Below are 17,938 nucleotides of genomic sequence, written 5' to 3'. Positions count from 1 at the left end.
CGGATCGGTCCGCCGTGATACGAGAAGGAGAGAGCCATGCGCCACGGCAATCGCGGCCGCAAGCTCAACCGTACATCGAGCCATCGCAAGGCGATGTTTGCGAACATGTCGGCATCGCTGATTCAGCATGAGCAGATTGTAACGACGCTTCCGAAGGCCAAGGAACTGCGGCCGATCATCGAGAAGCTGATCACCCTGGGCAAGCGCGGCGACCTGCACGCCCGCCGTCAGGCGATCGCGCAGGTTCGCGACGTCGCCATGGTCGGCAAGCTGTTCGACGCCCTGGCCGAGCGCTACAAGGACCGCAACGGCGGCTACACCCGTGTCCTCAAGGCCGGGTTCCGCTATGGCGACAACGCGCCGCTGGCCGTGATCGAATTCGTCGACCGCGACGTTTCGGCCAAGGGTGCGGCTGACCGCGCCCGCACCGAGGCGGAAGCCGAGACGGAAGCGGCTGCCTGATCCAGTCGGGCAGACGTGAAGAATTGGAAAAGGCGGCCTTCGGGTCGCCTTTTTTGTTACGTTTCTGATGGTTGAGGGATGCGCCGCGAGTCGCGGCTCAAGCGGCGCGATCATCGGCAAGGCGGGTGCGAAGGTGGAGTTGTTCATGAGAGGGTATGGTGTCGCGGGGCGGTGTTTCGCCGTTGCGGTGGCCGCGCTGGCGCTTTCGGGGCCGGTAACCGGCACTGCACGCGCCGAGGATCGGGTGGCGCCGCGCAGCGCGGCGGAGCTTCGGCTGTCCTTTGCGCCCATCGTGCGCGAGGCGGCGCCGGCGGTGGTCAATGTCTATGCCAAGCGCACGGTGTTGCAGCAGCCGGTCTCGCCCTTCTTCAACGATCCGTTCTTCCGGCGCTTCTTCGGCGCTCCGGGACAGAACTTCGGCCGGCCGCGCGAGCGGGTGGAATCCTCGCTCGGCTCCGGGGTGATCGTCTCCGCCGACGGGGTGATCATCACCAACAACCACGTGATCGAGGGGGCGGACGAGGTGCGCGTGGCGCTCGCCGACCGGCGGGAGCTGGACGCGGAGATCATCCTCAAGGACGAGCGCACCGATCTGGCGATCCTGCGGGTTCGCGATCTCGACGAACCGTTGCCCCATCTCGCTTTTGCGGACTCCGATGAGCTGCAGGTGGGTGATGTGGTGCTGGCGATCGGCAATCCGTTCGGCGTCGGCCAGACGGTGACCCAAGGGATCGTGTCGGCGCTTGCCCGGACCCGGGTCGGAGTGACCGACTACCAGTTCTTCATCCAGACGGACGCGGCGATCAACCCGGGCAACTCCGGCGGTGCGCTGGTGGACATGAAGGGGCGGCTGGTCGGCATCAATACTGCAATCTTCTCCCGCTCCGGCGGGTCCAATGGCATCGGCTTTGCGATTCCCTCCAACATGGCGCATTTCGTGGCCATGGCGGCGGAGGGAGATGGTATCATTCGCCGGCCCTGGCTGGGGGCCGGGGTGCAGGCGGTGAGCGCGGATATCGCCGAGGCGATGGGGCTGGACCGGCCGCGCGGGGTGCTTGTCACCAGCATTGCCGAGGACAGCCCGGCGGATCGGGCCGGCCTGAAGGTCGGCGACCTGATCACCCGGGTGGGGGAGGCGACCGTCGCCGATCCGGATGGCTTCGGCTATCGCTTCGCCACCCGGCCGATCGGCGGCAGCACCTCCTTCACCGTGCTGCGCCAGAGCGGCGAGGTGGAATTGACGGTGACGCTGGAGGCCGCACCGGAGACCGTGCCGCGGGATGCGCGGGTGATCGGCGGCCGGTCGCCCTTTGCCGGGGCGACGGTGGTGAACCTGTCGCCGGCGGTGGCGGAGGAGATGCGTCTCGACGCCTTTGACGAGGGTGTGGCGATCCGTGAACTGGAGCCGCGCTCGACTGCGGCGCGCGTTGGCCTGCAGGTCGGGGACATCATTGTCTCGGTCAATGGCCGCAAGGTGAAGACGACGCGGGGGCTGGAGCGGATTGCGGCCGGGGATCCGGGCGTCTGGCGCTTGGAGATCCAGCGCGGCGGGCGGATCCTGCGGATCGCGCTGCGCGGCTGACGGGAACGAACGGAACGGGAATGGTCGATCTTTTCGAAAGCGCGGGCCTGGACAAGGACGGCGTCCGGCCTCTGGCCGACCGGCTGCGTCCGGCGGCGATTGCCGACGTGGTCGGGCAGGATCACCTGCTCGGTCCGGACGGAGTGCTCGCGCGTATGCTGGAGACCCGCAGCCTCGGCTCGCTGATCTTCTGGGGGCCACCGGGCACGGGCAAGACCACGGTCGCCCGGCTTCTGGCCGATGCCACCGATCTGCATTTCGAGCAGATCTCGGCGATCTTCACCGGGGTCGGCGATCTTCGAAAGGTGTTTGAGGCGGCGCGGGCGCGGCGGATCGGCGGCCGGGGCACCTTGCTGTTCGTCGATGAGATCCACCGCTTCAACCGGGCGCAACAGGACGGGTTCCTGCCGGTGATGGAGGATGGAACGGTCACGCTGGTCGGTGCGACCACGGAAAACCCCAGCTTCGAGCTCAATGCGGCGCTGTTGTCGCGGGCACATGTGCTGACGTTCCACTCCCTCGACGATGAGGCGGTGGCGCGGCTGCTGACACGGGCGGAAGAGGAGGAGCGGCGGGCGCTGCCGCTCGACGAGACCGCCCGGGCGAGCCTGGTGCGCATGGCCGATGGCGATGGCCGCTCGGCGCTGACGCTGGCAGAGGATGTGTGGCGCGCGGCACGTGGCGGCGAGGTCTTCGATGCGGACCGGCTGCAGGCGATGATCCAGCGGCGCGCTCCGGTCTATGACAAGTCGCGGGACGGGCACTACAATCTGATCTCGGCGCTGCACAAGTCGATCCGGGGATCGGATCCCAATGCGGCGCTCTACTGGTTCTGCCGGATGCTGGACGGCGGCGAGGATCCGCTGTTCCTGGCCCGCCGGCTGATCCGCATGGCGGTGGAGGACATCGGCCTTGCCGATCCGCAGGCATTGGTTCAGGCCAATGCGGCGCGTGATGCCTATCAGATGCTCGGCTCGCCGGAGGGGGAGCTGGCGCTGGCGCAGTCGGTGGTCTATCTGGCGACCGCGCCAAAATCCAACGGCGTCTACACCGCCTACAAGGCGGCCGTGCGGTCGGCCAAGCAGAATGGCTCGCTGCCGCCGCCCAAGCATATCCTCAACGCGCCGACCAAGCTGATGAAGGCCGAAGGCTACGGCGAGGGCTACGCCTACGACCATGATGCGCCGGACGCGTTTTCCGGGCAGGATTATTTTCCGCAATCCCTTGGCCGGGAGGTCTATTATGATCCTCCCGACCGGGGGTTTGAACGGGAGATCCGCAAGCGGCTCGATTACTGGGAGCGTTTGCGGCGCAGCCGGCGGGGCGAGGGCTGAGGTCAACGAGGGACCGGCGTTTCCGGCCGGCCCCGGCAATCGCGGAACGGGAAGGGATGTTGCAAGCCGCATCGTCAGCCACAAGGACGAAACAGGTGGAGGTGCGGCTGGCGCTGGTGCTCTACGGCGGCGTGTCACTCGCCGTCTACATGCATGGTGTTTCGCGGGAATTCCTGAATATCGTGCGGGCCTCCCGGCGGCTCGAACAATCCGTCGATCTTGAGCCGGGCAGCTGCATCGAGGCCTATGCGCATGTCTTGAAACTGTTCCGGCCCGAACTCGATCTGCGCGTGGTGGTCGACGTCATTTCCGGCGCCTCGGCCGGTGGCGTCAACGGGGTGATGCTGGCGCGCGCTCTTGCCCATGACCTGTCCATCGACCGGCATCGCGAGTTGTGGCTCGACAATGCGGATGTGACCCGGCTGGCCAACGAGCCGGTCGGTCTGACGCGCTATCTGAAAAGCTCGATCGCGCCGGTGCTTGACCGGTTGGTGTCGATGGGCCTGAAATCGGAACTGACCGATCCGGAAACCCGCACCAAGCTGCGTCAGTTCATGCAGGCGCGTTGGTTCACCCCGCCCTTTTCCGGTGAACGCTATGTGGGCTGGATGCTCGATGCTGCCCGCCAGATGGAGCCGGAGGAAAAGGAGGACGTTGAGGGACGCGACTGTCCGCCAACCCTTATCCCGCAAGGCCAGTCGCTCGACCTGTTCGTCACGCTCACTGATTTTCACGGTGCCCGCCGCCGCTTCGAGATCGACGACCCGCCCGAGGTGGAGGAGACCGAGCATCGGCTGATCCTGCATTTCGCGGCCACCTGCCGGGGCGGAGGCGAGTTGCAGTCGCAGTTCACCGACCGGGAAATTCCCGATCTCGTGTTCGCCGCGCGCGCCACCTCGGCCTTTCCCGGGGCCTTCCCGCCGATGACCCTCGGCGAGATGGATCGGGTGATGGGTTTGCGGGGGGCGCCCTGGGCGGGCCGCGGCGCGTTTGTCGCGCGCGCCCTGTCGGTGCCGGGGCATAAGCCGGAAAACCGCGTCTTCGTCGATGGCAGCGTTGTCATGAACAAGCCGTTCCAGCCGGTGCTGGACGCGATCAATGGCCGGCCAGCGGCGCGGGAGGTGGTGCGCAAGGTGATCTATGTGGATCCGCTGATCCCCGAGCCGGAAGAGGACGAAGCGGCGATAGAAGCGGAAGAGGCGGAGACGCTGACGCAGGTTACCAATGGGGAACCGGGGTTCTTCCGGGTGATCCTCGCCTCGCTGGCGCATATTCCGCGCAATGAGCCGATTGGCGACGCGCTCGACCAGGTGCAGGACTACAATCGCGAAATCCGGCAATTGTCCGACGTCATCGCCGCGGCGGAGCCGGTGGTGGAGCGAGAGGTGGGGGCGATCCTGCGTCCCGTGATCGACCAGCCGATGACCCTTCGTGAACTCAGCCGATGCCGGGTGATGGCCAATGAGCGGGCGCATTCGGCGGCCGGCTACGCCTATCTTGGCTACCAACGGCTGAAGCTGGCGAGCATCGCGGAGAGCCTTGGCGGGCTGCTGGGACGTCTGCGCGGGCCGGAGCGGCAGTCGCGCCTGGCGACGCTTGCCCTGACGCGGCGGATCAATGCCCTGCACAACAGGCTGCTCGCGGGCGCGCGGGCGAATGGCGCGCAAGGGTATTATCCGGAGGTGTCGAGCGAGCCGGTGATCTCGTTCCTGCGCGGGCTCGATGTGGACTACCGGATTCGCCGGCTTCGCTTCGTTATCAGCCGGCTCAATCGGCTCTATCGCAGCGCCGCGCCGGAGGCGGATACCGAGCCGAAGGAAATGGATGAGCTGAAAAGCACGCTCTATGAGCAGATCGACCATCTGCTGATGCGCTGGTCGCCGTCATTTTACGGGGACGAAACGGTGGCGGCTCTGGAGCGGGTGCTGGCGAGCGAGCCGGCCGATCCGGCGGCCGACGATCCGGAGCTGGAGGCGCTGCTCTCCGGCCTTGCCACGCGCATGGGGCTGGGCGATCTCGACCGGCTGGCGGACGATGCCTTTTCGGTGATGGCCTATAATTACCTGCCACCGCGCCTGCGCATGTCGCTGGTCAGCGCCTATATCGGCTTTGCCTATTACGACCTGGTGACCCTGCCGGTATCGCAGCGCCAGGATGTGACCGAAATCAACGAAATCCGCGTTGACCGGATCAGCCCGAACGATACCCATATCCTGCGTCCGCACGGGGTGCGGCTGAAGGGCCGCAATCTCAACGCCTTTGGCGCGTTCTTCAACCGCCGCTGGCGCGAGCATGACTATCTGTGGGGGCGGCTTGGCGCGGCCGACCGTCTGATCACCATGACCCTGCGGGCGGCGCGGGGCATGTCGGCCCCCGATCCGGAGGCGGTGCGCGCCGCCCGGCGCAAGCTGCTTCTGGCGATCCTGCGGGAGGAGGAGCCTCATCTCCTCGCCGATCCGGAGCTGGTGCCGGACCTGATCCAGGAGGTGGAAGCCGCGCTCGACACGGTGGAGCCGGAGTAGCACCCGGCGCCCCGCTGGCAGCGGCACCCTCAGGGGCGGTCGCGCGTCAACTCGACGCTGACCTTGCCGGCGGCGATCGGCAGCGGCGCGCCCGGCTTGTACACCCGCACCCGAACCCGCTGCACCTTGGGCGCGGCAGCGAACACGGCTTCGCAAACCGCACCGGCGAGCCGTTCGATCAGCTTGAAGCGGGATGTGGTGACGACTTCCTCCACCGCGCGCACCAGGCTGGCGTAGCAGACCGTCTCGGCATAATCGTCGGAGCTGGCGGCGGCCGAGAGGTCGAGCCAGCAGCTCAGGTCGATGTGAAAACGCTGGCCGAGGCGCGCTTCTTCCTCGTGCAGCCCGTGAAACGCATAAAAGGCGAGGTCTTCAAGGTGGATGGCGTCCATCGCGGCGTTCCGTTTCTTCTGCGACAGGAAGGGGCCGCCGGTCTGCCCAGCGGGCAAAGCTCCAGCGGTATTCTGGCTCATAAAGCAGATCGGTGCAGGCGTTGAAACCGGAAAAAGCGGGCCGAATGGCCGCTATCCGCGCTGCGCGCGGGTAGGGCGCGGGACGAAACCCGGAAGGGTTGTGCAAAGGCTGGCCGCCGGCGCGTCGAAGTCCGTTTTCGCTTCCTCAATCGGGCGGCGCGACCTGAACGGTCGGGCCGAACCGCTCCTCGAAGGTGCGCTTCAGCACCAGATCGACATCGGCAAGGGTCACCGGCAGGCCGAGATCGACCAGGCTGGTCACCCCATGCTGGGTCACGCCGCAGGGCACGATCCCGGAAAAATGCTCAAGGTCCGGCTCGACGTTGAGCGACATGCCGTGAAAACTCACCCATTTGCGCATGCGAATGCCGATGGCGGCGATCTTGTCTTCCCGGTCGATCCCCTTGTCGGGACGGCGCACCCAGACGCCGACCCGGTCCTCGCGCCGCTCGCCGCGCACATGATGCTCCCACAGGGCGCCGATCAGCCAGTCTTCGAGACTGGCGACGAAGGCGCGCACGTCCGGCCGGCGCCGCTTCAGATCGAGCATGACATAGACGACCCGCTGTCCGGGGCCATGATAGGTGTACTGGCCGCCGCGCCCGGCCTTGAACACGGGGAACCGGTCGGGGGTGAGAAGGTCTTCGATCCGGGCGCTGGTGCCGGCGGTGTAAAGCGGGGGATGCTCCAGCAGCCAGACCAGCTCGGCGGCCCGGCCCTCCGAGATCGCCGCGACGCGCTCTTCCATCCTTTGCAGCGCCACGTCATAGGCGACGGGCTGGTCGCTGACCGTCCATTCCACGGGCGGAGCGCCGGCATCGGCATGAAACGCGAGGGGAAGGTCCGCGCGGTCTGTCATTTTGCAAATCCGTTAGCGGTTTGTTAACCATGCGCCCGCGATCCTTTTCACAGGATCCGGCACGGTGTGCCTTGGCGCCCGTATAGACCGGAACGTGGCGGCTTGCCATCTTCTTAACGCCGACCTTGGATGGATGCATGGGTGTTTTCGACAATATCGCCGTCGATATCTCGGTGGTTCTCGGCACGGCCGAAATGCCGATTCATCAGCTTTTGCGCATGGGGCGCGGCGCGGTCATCGAACTGACCTCTCGCGAGGACGATGACGTCAAGATCCTGGCCAACAACATTCCGATTGCCCGGGGGCAGGTGGTGTTGCAGGGCGAGCGGGTCGGTGTGTCGGTGACGGAAATCCTGATCCGTGCGCCCGAAGCCCGGCCGGTGCGGCACGACGGACCGGTGTGATCCGTCAGAAATTCTCCTCGATGAACAAAATTCTCCGTTGCCTGTGAATATCCTGATGCAAATCGCTTGCGCCGCAAAAACCGATTTGTTAGACGATGGCACCGCCGCGCTGAAGGGCGCGGAGACACGATATGCGGTCGTGGCGGAATTGGTAGACGCGCAGCGTTGAGGTCGCTGTGGGGTAAAACCCGTGGAAGTTCGAGTCTTCTCGACCGCACCATATCGAACAAGAAGCCTGGCTCTGCCGGGCTTTTTTGTTGCCTGCAGTCCGGTGATCCGCCACTGCAAGGACGTTTCGAAGCAGATGAGATTTCCGTTGTCCGCAAGGTGACGTGGCGCTAGATCTCATGCAGTGTCGTCGTTGCGGCCCAGGGGCCGCGAGAACATCCAACGAATTGAAGCCGGTTGCCTTTTCTGCGCAGAATTGGTTCTCGCCGCACCCCGGGGTCTGACCCGGCGGGCGAAGGCGGCGACGGCGCGCGGGACCGGTGTCGACTGTCGAACAGGGAGGGGATCGTGACCGAAGCCGAACGCATCGACAGCCCCGACACCGACGATCAGGTGCCCACCGTTCGCGACGAGGAAGGCCGGCTTTCCGGCGAATTCCTCACTCTGGTCGAAACGGCGATTGCCGATGGCGACGCGGCGCAGCTGAAAGAGCTGGTCGGCGATCTGCATGAGGCGGATGTCGGCGACCTGATCGAGACGCTCGATGCGGATGAGCGCGGACCCTTCGTCCAGTTGCTCGGCGAGGACTTCGATTTCGCCGCCCTGACCGAGCTGGACGAATCGGTTCGCCTGAAGCTCCTTGAGGAACTTCCCGCCGAAGCGCTTGCCGAGGGTATCGGCGAGTTGGAATCCGATGACGCGGTCTACATCCTTGAGGATCTGGACGCGGAGAATCAGGCGGCGATTCTCGACCAGCTCCCGTATTCCGACCGGGTTCAGCTGCAGCGCTCGCTCGACTATCCGGAGGAATCCGCCGGCCGGTTGATGCAGACCGACTTCATTGCGGTGCCCCCGTTCTGGAGCGTCGGCCAGACCATCGACTATATGCGCGAGGCGGAGGAACTGCCCGACACCTTCCACGAGATCTTCGTCGTGGATCCGGGGTTCCGTTTGCTGGGCTCGGTGCCGCTCGACAAGATTCTGCGCACGAAGCGGGCGACCAAGATCGCCGAGATCATGAACGAGGACGCGCAGCCGTTCGAGGCGACGGAAGACCGGGAGGAGGTCGCCCGCAGTTTCGAACGCTACAACATGGTGTCCGCCGCCGTGGTCGATGATGCCGGGCGGCTCGTGGGCATGCTGATGGTCGACGACATCGTCGACGTCATCCAGGAGGAAGCGGAGGAAGACCTGCGCGCGCTCGCCGGTCTGGGCGATGAAGAAATCTCCGACGATTTCATCGTGACCGCCCGGTCCCGGTTTACCTGGCTGGTGGTCAATCTGGGCACCGCCATTCTCGCCTCGCTGGTGATTTCCCTGTTCGAGGGCACCATCGAGGCGATGGTGGCGCTTGCGGTGCTGATGCCGATCGTCGCCTCGATGGGCGGCAATGCCGGCACCCAGACCATGACGGTGGCCGTGCGGGCGCTGGCGACCCAGGAGCTGGATGCGCGCAATCTGTGGCGGGTGCTGCGCCGTGAGGTGCTGGTCTCGCTGCTCAACGGCTTCGGTCTGGCGGTGCTGATCGGCGTCGCCTCGGCGATGTGGTTCTCGAACACGGCGCTTGGCGCGGTGATTGGCGTGGCCATCGTCATCAACATGATTTTCGCCGGCCTGTCCGGCCTGATGATTCCCGTGGTGCTGGAGAAGGTGAAGGTTGATCCGGCGATTGCCTCCAGCGTCTTCGTGACGACGGTCACCGATGTGATCGGCTTTTTCGCGTTCCTGGGGATCGCCGCCCTGTGGTTCAATCTGCCACTATAAGGCAGGCATTGACCCGGCTTGGCGGAGACGATCATGACATCAGCGCCCCCCATTGGCGGCATTCTGGAAACCGCTGTCTATGTGGACGATCTCGAGCGCGCCCATGCGTTCTACGCCGGCACCCTGGGGCTGGAACGGATGGTCGCGGGCGAGCGGCTTTACGCCTATCGGGCGGCGCCGGCGGAGACCTTGCTGGTGTTCCTGCGCGGAGCGACGGCGGAGGATGTGGCGACGCCGGGCGGGATGGTGCCGGGGCATCACAGCGCCGGACCAAGTCACTTCGCCTTCAAGATCGCAGCCGCCGACGTGGCGCGCTGGCGGGCTTACTTGCGCGCCAAAGAGGTGGCGATCATCAGCGAGGTGCGATGGCCGGCGGGCGGCACCAGTCTTTATTTCCGCGATCCGGATGGCAATGTGCTGGAGTTGGCCTGCCCCGGGCTCTGGCCGAATTTCACCTGAACCGCATCGGACCGAATTGCGGGACAGGGCAGTGCTCTTTATGAAGGAGGCATGAGCCATCTTCTGATTGTCGCCCTTGGCGGCGGGGCAGGCGCTGCCCTTCGTCACCTTGTCAATCTCGCCTCGCTGCGCTGGATCGGCCCCGGGGTGCCGGCGGGCACGCTGACGGTCAATATTCTCGGCTCCTTCCTGATGGGCGCACTGATCGGCTGGCTGGCCGCGAGAATCAGTGGCGGGTCGGAGTTGCGGCTGTTGCTGGCGACCGGGTTTCTCGGCGGCTTCACCACCTTTTCCGCCTTCTCGCTGGAGGTGGTTCTGATGTGGGAACGGGGGCAGGCGCTGCATGCACTGCTTTATGTGCTGGTGTCCGTGCTGGCCTCGGTGCTGGCACTGGTCGCCGGTCTGTGGCTGACGCGCAGCGCCTTCGCCTGATTGCATGCCTGAACGCATCCTGGCGCGCTTGCTCTTGCGGCCAAGCGGGACTAGGTAGTCAGCGCGCGCGGCGCCTCCACTCACTGGGAAAGCGAATGTCCGGAATAGAACAGATAACGGTGACCGCCGACGAGGCGGGGATGCGCCTTGACCGGTGGTTCAAGTCCCACTTCCCGGGGCTCGGCTTCGGCCACCTGCAAAAGCTCTTGCGCACCGGCCAGGTGCGGGTCGACGGCAAGCGGGTGGACGCGGCAACGCGTATCGCCACCGGCCAGGTGGTGCGAATCCCGCCGATGCAGACCGACGCCCGGGTTTCCGCCACCGACAAGGCGAATGCCCGGCCGCGCCCGCGCAAGCTGAACGACAGCGACCGGCAGGCGGTCGAGGCGATGGTGCTGTACGAGGACCGCGAGGTGATGGTGCTCAACAAGCCGGCGGGGCTTGCCGTGCAAGGGGGCTCGGGCCTCACGCGCCATCTCGACGGGATGCTGGAGGCGTTTCGCGATGCCAAGGGCGAAAAGCCCCGGCTGGTGCACCGGCTCGACCGGGAGACCTCCGGCATCCTGCTGCTGGCCAAGACGCGCAAGGCGGCCCAGAGCCTGACCAAGTCGTTTCGCGCGCGGCAGACCCGCAAGATCTACTGGGCGATGGTCGCCGGCGTGCCGAAGCCGCGCCAGGGGCGGATCTCCACCTATCTGGCCCGGGACGAGGCCAACGAGCGGATGCGCGTGGCCCGTCATGGCGAGGAGGATGCGCAGCATTCGGTCTCGCTTTACTCGGTGGTGGAAAACGCCGGGTCGAAGGTCTCCTGGGTGTCGCTTCGGCCAATCACCGGGCGGACCCATCAGCTGCGCGCCCATATGGCCCATATCGGTCACCCGATCCTGGGCGACCCGAGATATTTCAACATCGAGAACTGGGAAGCGCCGGGCGGGGTGCAGAACAAGCTGCACCTGCATGCCCGCCGCATCGTCATCCCGCATCCGTCGGGTCGGGGCTCGCTGGATGTGTCGGCGCCGTTGCCGGCGCATATGCAGCAGACCTGGAACCTGCTCGGATTCGATGCCGCCCAGTATGACCCCGAGACCAACGATCCGGAGGATTGAGCCCTGTATCTGGTGATTTTCGACTGCGACGGCACGCTGATCGACAGTCAGGAAACGATCGTCCACGGCCTCAAGGTAGGGTTCGAGACGGTCGGTCTTGAGCCTCCCGACCGGAGCCGCGCGCTGTCGATTGTCGGCTTGTCGCTGGATATCGCGTTCCAGCACCTGTTGGAGCCGCAGTACCATCATCTGGTGCCGCAGATGGCCGATGCCTATCGTCAGTCCCAGTTGGCGCGGCGGGCGGCCGGGCTCGATCACAATCCGCTCTATCCCGGCGCGGTGGCGGCGCTCGATGCGCTGGGTGCGCGTCCCGACGTGCTGCTCGGCATCGCCACCGGCAAGGCCATGCGCGGCGTCGTGCACATGCAGGAGGTGCATGGGCTGGAGGGACGCTTCGTGACGATCCAGACCGCCGACCGGGCGCCGTCGAAGCCGAACCCGGGGATGATCCTGCAGGCGATGGACGAAACCGGCGTTGCGCCGGAGCGCACGGTGATGATCGGCGACACTTCCTACGACATGGAAATGGCCAAGAACGCCGGTGTCGGTGCGATTGCCGTCACCTGGGGGTATCATGACCGGGCGCAGCTTGAGGCGGGCGGCGCCGATGTGCTGATCGACCGGTTCGACCAGCTCGAACAGGTGGTCGCGGACAGGTTTTGCTGGGACAGGGATCTGGTGTGATGCGCGAATTATTGTCGGATCTGGAAGCGGGCGGGCCGATCGACCCGGTGGAGCGGGCCAAGGTGCTCTCGCGCCGCACGCTGCCCAAGCGCTTCTACAAGGAGGTCAGCGTCGGCGGGGCGGAGGAGGGTGGCCATCTGGTGCTGCTCGATGGGCGCCCGGTCAAGACCGCAGGGCGGAAGACCCTGACCGTGCCGCAACTGGCCCTGGCCGAGGCCGTGGCCGGGGAATGGGCGGCGCAGGAAACCTCCATCGACCCGATGACCATGCCGCTGACGCGCATTGCCAATGTGGCGATCGATGCGGTGGCGCTGCGTCTTGGCGAGGTCGCCGACGATGTGGCCGCCTACGCGAGTAACGATCTTCTGTGCTATCGCGCCGACACGCCGCAGAGCCTGGTGAGCCGGCAGGAGACCGCTTGGCGGCCCGTGCTCGACTGGGCCGAAAGCCGGTTTTCCGGACGCTTCGTGCTGGCGGAGGGCATCATGCCGGTGCGCCAGGATCCGGCGTTGATCGGCCGGGTTCGCGACAGCCTTGAGGGCATGGCGGCGCTGCGTCTCGCCGCGCTGCATGTGGCGACCACACTGACCGGCTCCGGCCTGCTGGCGCTGGCGCTGGAAGATGGGCTCTTGCCCGCCGAGACCGTGTGGGCCGCGGCCCATGTGGACGAGGACTGGAACATCGAGCAATGGGGCGGCGATGCGGAGGCGGAAAAGGTCCGCGCCCTGCGCAAGCGCGACTTCGATGCGGCGGCCTTGATCCTGGCGGAAACGGCAAGGGGCTGACGCTCCGGGCGGGAGGACGCAGCCTTTAGGGGGCATCCCGGGCAAACCTCAAGCGCGACCCGGGATCGGAGAGGCACTGGTGCTTCAGATCTCGAAATCGGGGATCTCGGTGACCGCGTCGCGCAGCTTCTCCGACCAACTGCGCGACAGGTCGGCGAAATAGGGATCGTCCTCGCCGATCCGGGCCTGTCGTTCGGCGGAGAAGCTGTCGCTGTTGTACAGCAGCATGTCGATGGGCAGGCCGACGGACAGGTTCGAGCGCAGGGTGGAGTTGAAGGACAGGAGCACCAGCTTGGCCGCCTCACCGAGGCGCATGTCCGACTGGGTCACCCGGTCGAGGATCGGCTTGCCGTATTTGTGCTCGCCGATCTGCAGGAAGGGCGTGTCCTTCGAGGCCTCGATGAAGTTGCCGGCGGAATAGATCTGGAACAGGCGCGGCTCCTCGCCCTTGATCTGGCCACCCAGCAGCAAGGTGACGGCGAAACTCTCCGAATTGGCCGCCAGCGCATCGCCGTCGATGGCGCGCACATCGCGCACCGCACTGCCAACCAGACGCGCGGCCTGGAACATGGTGTCGACCGAATAGAGCGACGGGCTGCTGTTGTCGGTGGCCTCCAGCCGCTCCGACAACAGGCTGACCACCGATTGGGTCACCGCGAGATTGCCGGCGGACATCAGGCACAGCACCCGCTCGCCCGGTTTTTCCCAGACATGCAGCTTCTTGAAAGTGGCGATGTTGTCGAGCCCCGCGTTGGTGCGGGTGTCGGCGGCCATGACAAGACCGCGGTCCAGTTTCAGGCCAACGCAATAGGTCATCGGGGGCAGTGTCTCCGGCGTGGAAAGGCGCGGGCGGTCAGTGGGCCGCCTGAGGTCCCTTTTTACGGCAAACCGGCGTTCGCGGATACGGGATCTTGGCGGTGCGGGCAAGGGGGTCGGCCCCGACGCATCGTCGCGGCTATTGCTGGCTTTGCGCCGCTTCCCGGGTCACCGCCACCTCCACATCCATGCCCTCGCCGGCACCGCCCCGGCGAATGCCCCGGATCGGCGCGGCGGACCGGGAATCTAGCCCTTGCGTCAACCGTACATAGCGATCGGTCGGGCAGATGCCGTTGGAGACGTCGAAGCCGGTCCAGCCGAGCCCGGGCAGGCGTACTTCGGCCCAGGCGTGATGGGCCTCGGATTCCTGCTCGTCCTCCAGCAGCAGATAGCCGGAAATGTAGCGGGCGGGGAGCCCAGCGCTCCGCGCGGCGGCGATGAAGATATGGGCGTGGTCCTGACAGACACCTTCGCCGGCGGCCAGCGCCTCGGCACCCGAGGTGTCGACCTCGGTGACCCCGGTGCGATAGGCGACCTTGTCGCGGATCGCCTGCATCAAGGCGTGGCAGCCGGAAAGGGCGTCGTCGCCGGCGACAAGCCGGGCCAGCGTGCGGATCGCGGCGCTGGCTTCGGTGAGCGGGGTGAAGCGCAGAAACACCATGTCGGGCGCCGGGCAGGGGATGTCGCCGACAACACCGGCCCGGTCCTGGGTCTCGATGGTGCCCTCGACGGCGACCTCCAGTTCGCTGACCGGGTCGCGGTGGCTGACCACATGCACCAGATTGCCGAAGGCGTCGGTGTAATGGGCGGCCGTGTCCATGCCCGGCGCGTCGATCCGCCAGGACAGGACCGCCTGTCCGGGGAAGGTGGGCGGCGTCAGGCGCAACTGCTGGACCATATGCGCGAGCGGATGGTCGTAGCGGTAGCGGGTGAGGTGCTTCACGACGAGACGCATGGCGCGGCGGCCTCCGAAGGTTGTCTGACGCGATCTCTCAGGCGAAATGATAGTCTTCCGCAAGCTGGGTGCCGAGCGCATTGTTGCGGGTGATCATGTCGGTCAGGAACTCGTGCAAGCCTTCCTGAAAGATCTCGCCCATGGTCCCCTTGCCGAGCAGGGCGGCGGTCGCGGTCGCCATCTCGTGGCTTGGCGGGTGCTCGCCATAGCGCTGGGCGAGCGCTTCGGCGCTTTCCTCGATCCAGTCGTAGCAATAGGCGAGCGAGCGCGGCATCTCCTTGCGCAGGATCAGGAACTGGGCAACGTTGAACGGGCGGATATGGGCATCGCGGTAGGCGTGCCGGTAGCTGCGATGGGCGGAGACCGAGCGCAGGATCGTCGACCACTGGTAGCGGTCGAGGCTGCCGCCGATCATCTCGTTGTCCGGCAGCAGGATCCAGTATTTCACATCGAGGATGCGGGCGGTGTTGTCGGCCCGCTCGATGAAGGTGCCGAACTGGGAGAAGTGATAGCCCTCATTGCGCATCAATGTGCCGAGCAGGGCGCCGCGATAGAGCATGGAGCGCTGCTTGATCCAACTGAGGAAGTCCGGCAGCCGGTCATCGCTCATGTGCTGCGGGCGCACCTCCATGAACTCGATGTAGGTGGTGTTGATACTCTCCCACATCTCGCCGGTGATGGCGGTGCGCACGGAGCGGGCGTTGTTGCGCGCCGCCTCGATGCAGGAGCGCACCGAGGAGGGGTTGTCCGGGTCGAACAGCATGTGCAGCATGACCGCCCGCTTGTTGATCTCGTCATGCTTGGCAAAGAAACGGCTTTCGCAGCCGGCACTGACCAGGGTGGAGCGCCAGTCGTCGGCGGCGTCCTGGCCAAGACGCGGGGTCATGGCGATGCGGTAGCCGACCTCCAGCAGCCGCGCCATGTTCTCGGCGCGCTCGTTGTAGCGGGAGGTCCAGAAGAGAGAAGCGGCGGTGCGCCCGAGCATGGTCGTCAGTCCTCCAGTACCCAGGTGTCCTTGGTGCCGCCGCCCTGGCTCGAATTGACCACCAGCGAGCCCTTCTTCAGCGCAACGCGGGTGAGGCCGCCGGGGGTGATGCGCACCTTGTCGCCCACAAGCACATAGGGGCGCAGGTCTACATGGCGCGGGGCCAGCCCGGAGGCCACATGGGTCGGGCAGGCGGAGAGCGCGAGCGTCGGCTGGGCGATGTAGTTGCCCGGTCTTGCCTTCAGGCGCCGGGTGAATTCGGCAAGCTCGCGTTTGGAGGCGGTCGGGCCGATCAGCATGCCGTAGCCGCCCGAGCCATGCACCTCCTTGACCACCAGCTCCGGCAGGTGGGCGAGCACATGGGCGAGCTCCTCCGGCTTGGCGCAATTCCAGGTCGGTACGTTCTTCAGGATCGGCTTTTGGCCGGTGTAGAACTCGATGATGTCCGGCACATAGGCATAGATCGCCTTGTCGTCGGCAATGCCGGTTCCCGGCGCGTTGCAGATGGTGACATTGCCGGCGCGATAGGCATCGAACAGGCCCGGAACGCCCAGCATGCTGTCAGGGCGGAAGGTGAGAGGATCGAGGAAGGCATCGTCGATGCGCCGATAGATCACATGCACCTGTTCCGGCGCCCGGGTGGTGCGCATGAACACCTTACCGCCCTCCACGAACAGATCCCGCGCCTCGCACAGCTCCACTCCCATGGAATCGGCCAGGAAGGCATGTTCGAAATAGGCGGAGTTGAAGATGCCGGGGGTCAGCACGCAGACGGTCGGTTCGCTGTCGCAGTGGGGAGGGGCGACACTCTCCAGCGTTTCGCGCAGCAGCTCCGGATAATGTTCGATCGGCGCGACCCGGTTCTGCTGAAACAGCTCGGGGAACATCCGCATCATGGTTTCCCGGTTTTCCAGCATGTAGGACACGCCGGAGGGGGTGCGGGTGTTGTCCTCCAGAACGTAGAAATCCTCCTCGTTCACCCGCACCAGATCGGTGCCGATAATATGGGCATAGACCCGCCTTGGCGGGGTGAAGCCGATCATCTCCGGCAGGAAGGCCTCGTTCTGGATCACCAGATCGGCGGGAATACGCCCGGCGCGAATGATCTCCTGCCGGTGGTAGATGTCATGCAGGAAGGCATTGAGCGCGCGGACCCGCTGGTCGATGCCGGCGGACAGGCGGCGCCACTCGCTGGCGGACAGGATGCGGGGGATGATGTCGAAGGGGATCAGCCGTTCGGTCGCCTCGGCGGTGCCGTAGACCGCGAAGGTGATGCCAAGGCGGCGGAAGATGGTTTCCGCCTCCCGGCTTTTCTTGCGCATTACGCTTGGGCTTTGCGTCTCGAACCAGTCGGCAAGCTGGCGATAGGGGGCACGGGGCGTGCCATCGGCCGCGAGCATTTCGTTGAAGATATCGCTCTGCTCCATCGTCCCTCCGCGTGTTTGCCGCTCCTTTGGAGCAGGGTTCCGGCCGCTGGCGACTGGAAAACCCCGCACGGGCGGCAGGGGTCATGCTGGCAAGGCCCGGGCCGGGCACCAAGTCCGAATTTGCATCAAGGCGTGACCGTTTTCGCGCCATTCCTTTCCTGGCGTTGTTGTCCTTCGACCATAGCGGTGGTGGCGCCAAGGTCAAATTGCAGTGTGACGATCCCGCACGTCTGCCGTGCGGGCTGGCGTGTGCTCAGTCCCGCTCAAAAGGGCGGAACAGCGGCGTCTCGCACTCGTAACCGACCACGCATTGCGGCGTGTCGCGGGTGGCGGCCACCGCCGGCCGGATCGCCTCCCAGCGGTCGCACCAGCGGATGCCGGCGACGAACCGCTTGTAGGTGTAGCGCCCGGTGGTCATGACGACCGCGCCATTGCGGGCGACCATCGCTTGCGCCTGGGCGCAGGACATGCGGCGAAGATCCGGTCGGGCGGCCTCCGCCGGTGCGGTCATCTGCAAGAGCCCGAGGCCCAACGTCAGGGTGAGCAGGGGCGCATGGATCCATTTGCCTGCCCGTTTTGTTGCTCGTTGCCCGTCCATTGGCCGATCCTCCGATTGGGTTATCGTTGTCCGTTGTCAGCGTTCAGATGTAGCATTTTTGCAAGCGCCTGAGAACCAAACGCCTTTTGCCATGCGGTTGCCATTGGCGCGTCCCACGCCGGG

The 17,938-nt window shown here is 65.8% G+C and carries 18 protein-coding genes and 1 tRNA gene; 12 read left to right on the top strand and 7 right to left on the bottom strand.

Annotated elements, in window-relative coordinates:
• Positions 1-36: 36 nt before the first annotated feature.
• The 4 genes from rplQ (at position 37) to IEV83_RS04305 (ending at position 5,900) form a co-directional block, all read left to right on the top strand.
• Positions 37-462 carry a 50S ribosomal protein L17 gene (gene rplQ / locus IEV83_RS04320; RefSeq protein WP_181758823.1) on the top strand — a complete coding sequence of 142 codons (426 nt, stop codon included), beginning with the start codon at positions 37-39 and terminating at the stop codon, positions 460-462.
• 145 nt (positions 463-607) lie between these two features.
• Positions 608-2,044, top strand: coding sequence for a DegQ family serine endoprotease (locus IEV83_RS04315; protein WP_181758824.1), 1,437 nt, complete (start codon positions 608-610; stop codon positions 2,042-2,044).
• Positions 2,045-2,064: 20 nt separating this feature from the next.
• Positions 2,065-3,378, top strand: coding sequence for a replication-associated recombination protein A (locus tag IEV83_RS04310; RefSeq protein ID WP_181758825.1), 1,314 nt, complete (start codon positions 2,065-2,067; stop codon positions 3,376-3,378).
• Positions 3,379-3,434: 56 nt separating this feature from the next.
• Entirely contained in the window at positions 3,435-5,900 is a 2,466-nt protein-coding gene (locus IEV83_RS04305) for a patatin-like protein (protein WP_181758826.1), read from the top strand.
• 29 nt (positions 5,901-5,929) lie between these two features.
• Here the strand turns inward: IEV83_RS04305 and folB are convergent, their stop codons facing one another.
• Both folB and lipB read right to left on the bottom strand, forming a co-directional pair.
• Positions 5,930-6,373, bottom strand: coding sequence for a dihydroneopterin aldolase (folB, locus tag IEV83_RS04300; RefSeq protein WP_308683727.1), 444 nt, complete (start codon positions 6,371-6,373; stop codon positions 5,930-5,932).
• Between the two features lie 145 nt (positions 6,374-6,518).
• A complete protein-coding gene (lipB, locus tag IEV83_RS04295) occupies positions 6,519-7,232 on the bottom strand; it encodes a lipoyl(octanoyl) transferase LipB (protein ID WP_181758827.1) in 714 nt (237 codons plus the stop codon).
• A 137-nt stretch (positions 7,233-7,369) separates the two neighbouring features.
• Between lipB and IEV83_RS04290 the strand changes: the two genes are divergently transcribed.
• From IEV83_RS04290 to IEV83_RS04255, 8 genes are all read left to right on the top strand, one after another.
• Positions 7,370-7,636, top strand: coding sequence for a FliM/FliN family flagellar motor switch protein (locus IEV83_RS04290; protein WP_181758828.1), 267 nt, complete (start codon positions 7,370-7,372; stop codon positions 7,634-7,636).
• A 133-nt stretch (positions 7,637-7,769) separates the two neighbouring features.
• Positions 7,770-7,856 (top strand) — tRNA-Leu (locus IEV83_RS04285).
• 293 nt (positions 7,857-8,149) lie between these two features.
• Positions 8,150-9,568 carry a magnesium transporter gene (gene mgtE, locus IEV83_RS04280; RefSeq protein ID WP_371873416.1) on the top strand — a complete coding sequence of 473 codons (1,419 nt, stop codon included), beginning with the start codon at positions 8,150-8,152 and terminating at the stop codon, positions 9,566-9,568.
• Positions 9,569-9,601: 33 nt separating this feature from the next.
• Positions 9,602-10,027 carry a VOC family protein gene (locus IEV83_RS04275; RefSeq protein WP_181758830.1) on the top strand — a complete coding sequence of 142 codons (426 nt, stop codon included), beginning with the start codon at positions 9,602-9,604 and terminating at the stop codon, positions 10,025-10,027.
• Positions 10,028-10,078: 51 nt separating this feature from the next.
• Positions 10,079-10,459, top strand: coding sequence for a fluoride efflux transporter CrcB (gene crcB / locus IEV83_RS04270; protein ID WP_181758831.1), 381 nt, complete (start codon positions 10,079-10,081; stop codon positions 10,457-10,459).
• Positions 10,460-10,554: 95 nt separating this feature from the next.
• Positions 10,555-11,565 carry an RluA family pseudouridine synthase gene (locus IEV83_RS04265; RefSeq protein WP_181758832.1) on the top strand — a complete coding sequence of 337 codons (1,011 nt, stop codon included), beginning with the start codon at positions 10,555-10,557 and terminating at the stop codon, positions 11,563-11,565.
• Between the two features lie 12 nt (positions 11,566-11,577).
• Positions 11,578-12,249, top strand: a complete 672-nt coding sequence (locus IEV83_RS04260; protein WP_308683726.1) for an HAD-IA family hydrolase — start codon at positions 11,578-11,580, stop codon at positions 12,247-12,249.
• Complete coding sequence (locus IEV83_RS04255) at positions 12,249-13,034, top strand: ATP12 family chaperone protein (RefSeq protein WP_181758833.1); 786 nt, start codon at positions 12,249-12,251, stop codon at positions 13,032-13,034. Before IEV83_RS04260 ends, IEV83_RS04255 begins: the two co-directional genes overlap by 1 nt.
• 84 nt (positions 13,035-13,118) lie before the next feature.
• Here IEV83_RS04255 and IEV83_RS04250 read toward each other — a convergent pair whose 3' ends face one another.
• From IEV83_RS04250 to IEV83_RS04230, 5 genes are all read right to left on the bottom strand, one after another.
• Positions 13,119-13,850, bottom strand: coding sequence for a proteasome-type protease (locus IEV83_RS04250; protein WP_181758834.1), 732 nt, complete (start codon positions 13,848-13,850; stop codon positions 13,119-13,121).
• Between the two features lie 139 nt (positions 13,851-13,989).
• Positions 13,990-14,805 (bottom strand): transglutaminase family protein, encoded by an 816-nt coding sequence (locus IEV83_RS04245; RefSeq protein ID WP_181758835.1) that lies wholly within the window; start codon positions 14,803-14,805, stop codon positions 13,990-13,992.
• 37 nt (positions 14,806-14,842) lie between these two features.
• The gene (locus IEV83_RS04240) at positions 14,843-15,790 is read right to left on the bottom strand and encodes an alpha-E domain-containing protein (RefSeq protein ID WP_181758836.1); all 948 of its coding nucleotides are present in this window, start codon (positions 15,788-15,790) and stop codon (positions 14,843-14,845) included.
• A 5-nt stretch (positions 15,791-15,795) separates the two neighbouring features.
• Positions 15,796-17,217 carry a circularly permuted type 2 ATP-grasp protein gene (locus tag IEV83_RS04235; RefSeq protein WP_244628069.1) on the bottom strand — a complete coding sequence of 474 codons (1,422 nt, stop codon included), beginning with the start codon at positions 17,215-17,217 and terminating at the stop codon, positions 15,796-15,798.
• A gap of 253 nt (positions 17,218-17,470) precedes the next feature.
• On the bottom strand, positions 17,471-17,815 hold the full coding sequence (locus tag IEV83_RS04230; RefSeq protein ID WP_181758837.1) for a hypothetical protein: 345 nt from the start codon (positions 17,813-17,815) through the stop codon (positions 17,471-17,473).
• Positions 17,816-17,938: the final 123 nt, after the last annotated feature.

The sequence above is a fragment of the Stappia taiwanensis genome, from assembly GCF_014635285.1.
Taxonomy (GTDB): Bacteria; Pseudomonadota; Alphaproteobacteria; order Rhizobiales; family Stappiaceae; genus Stappia; species Stappia taiwanensis.
The sequence above is the reverse complement of the archived record's forward strand: the minus strand, read 5'-3'. Positions and strand labels throughout refer to the sequence as shown.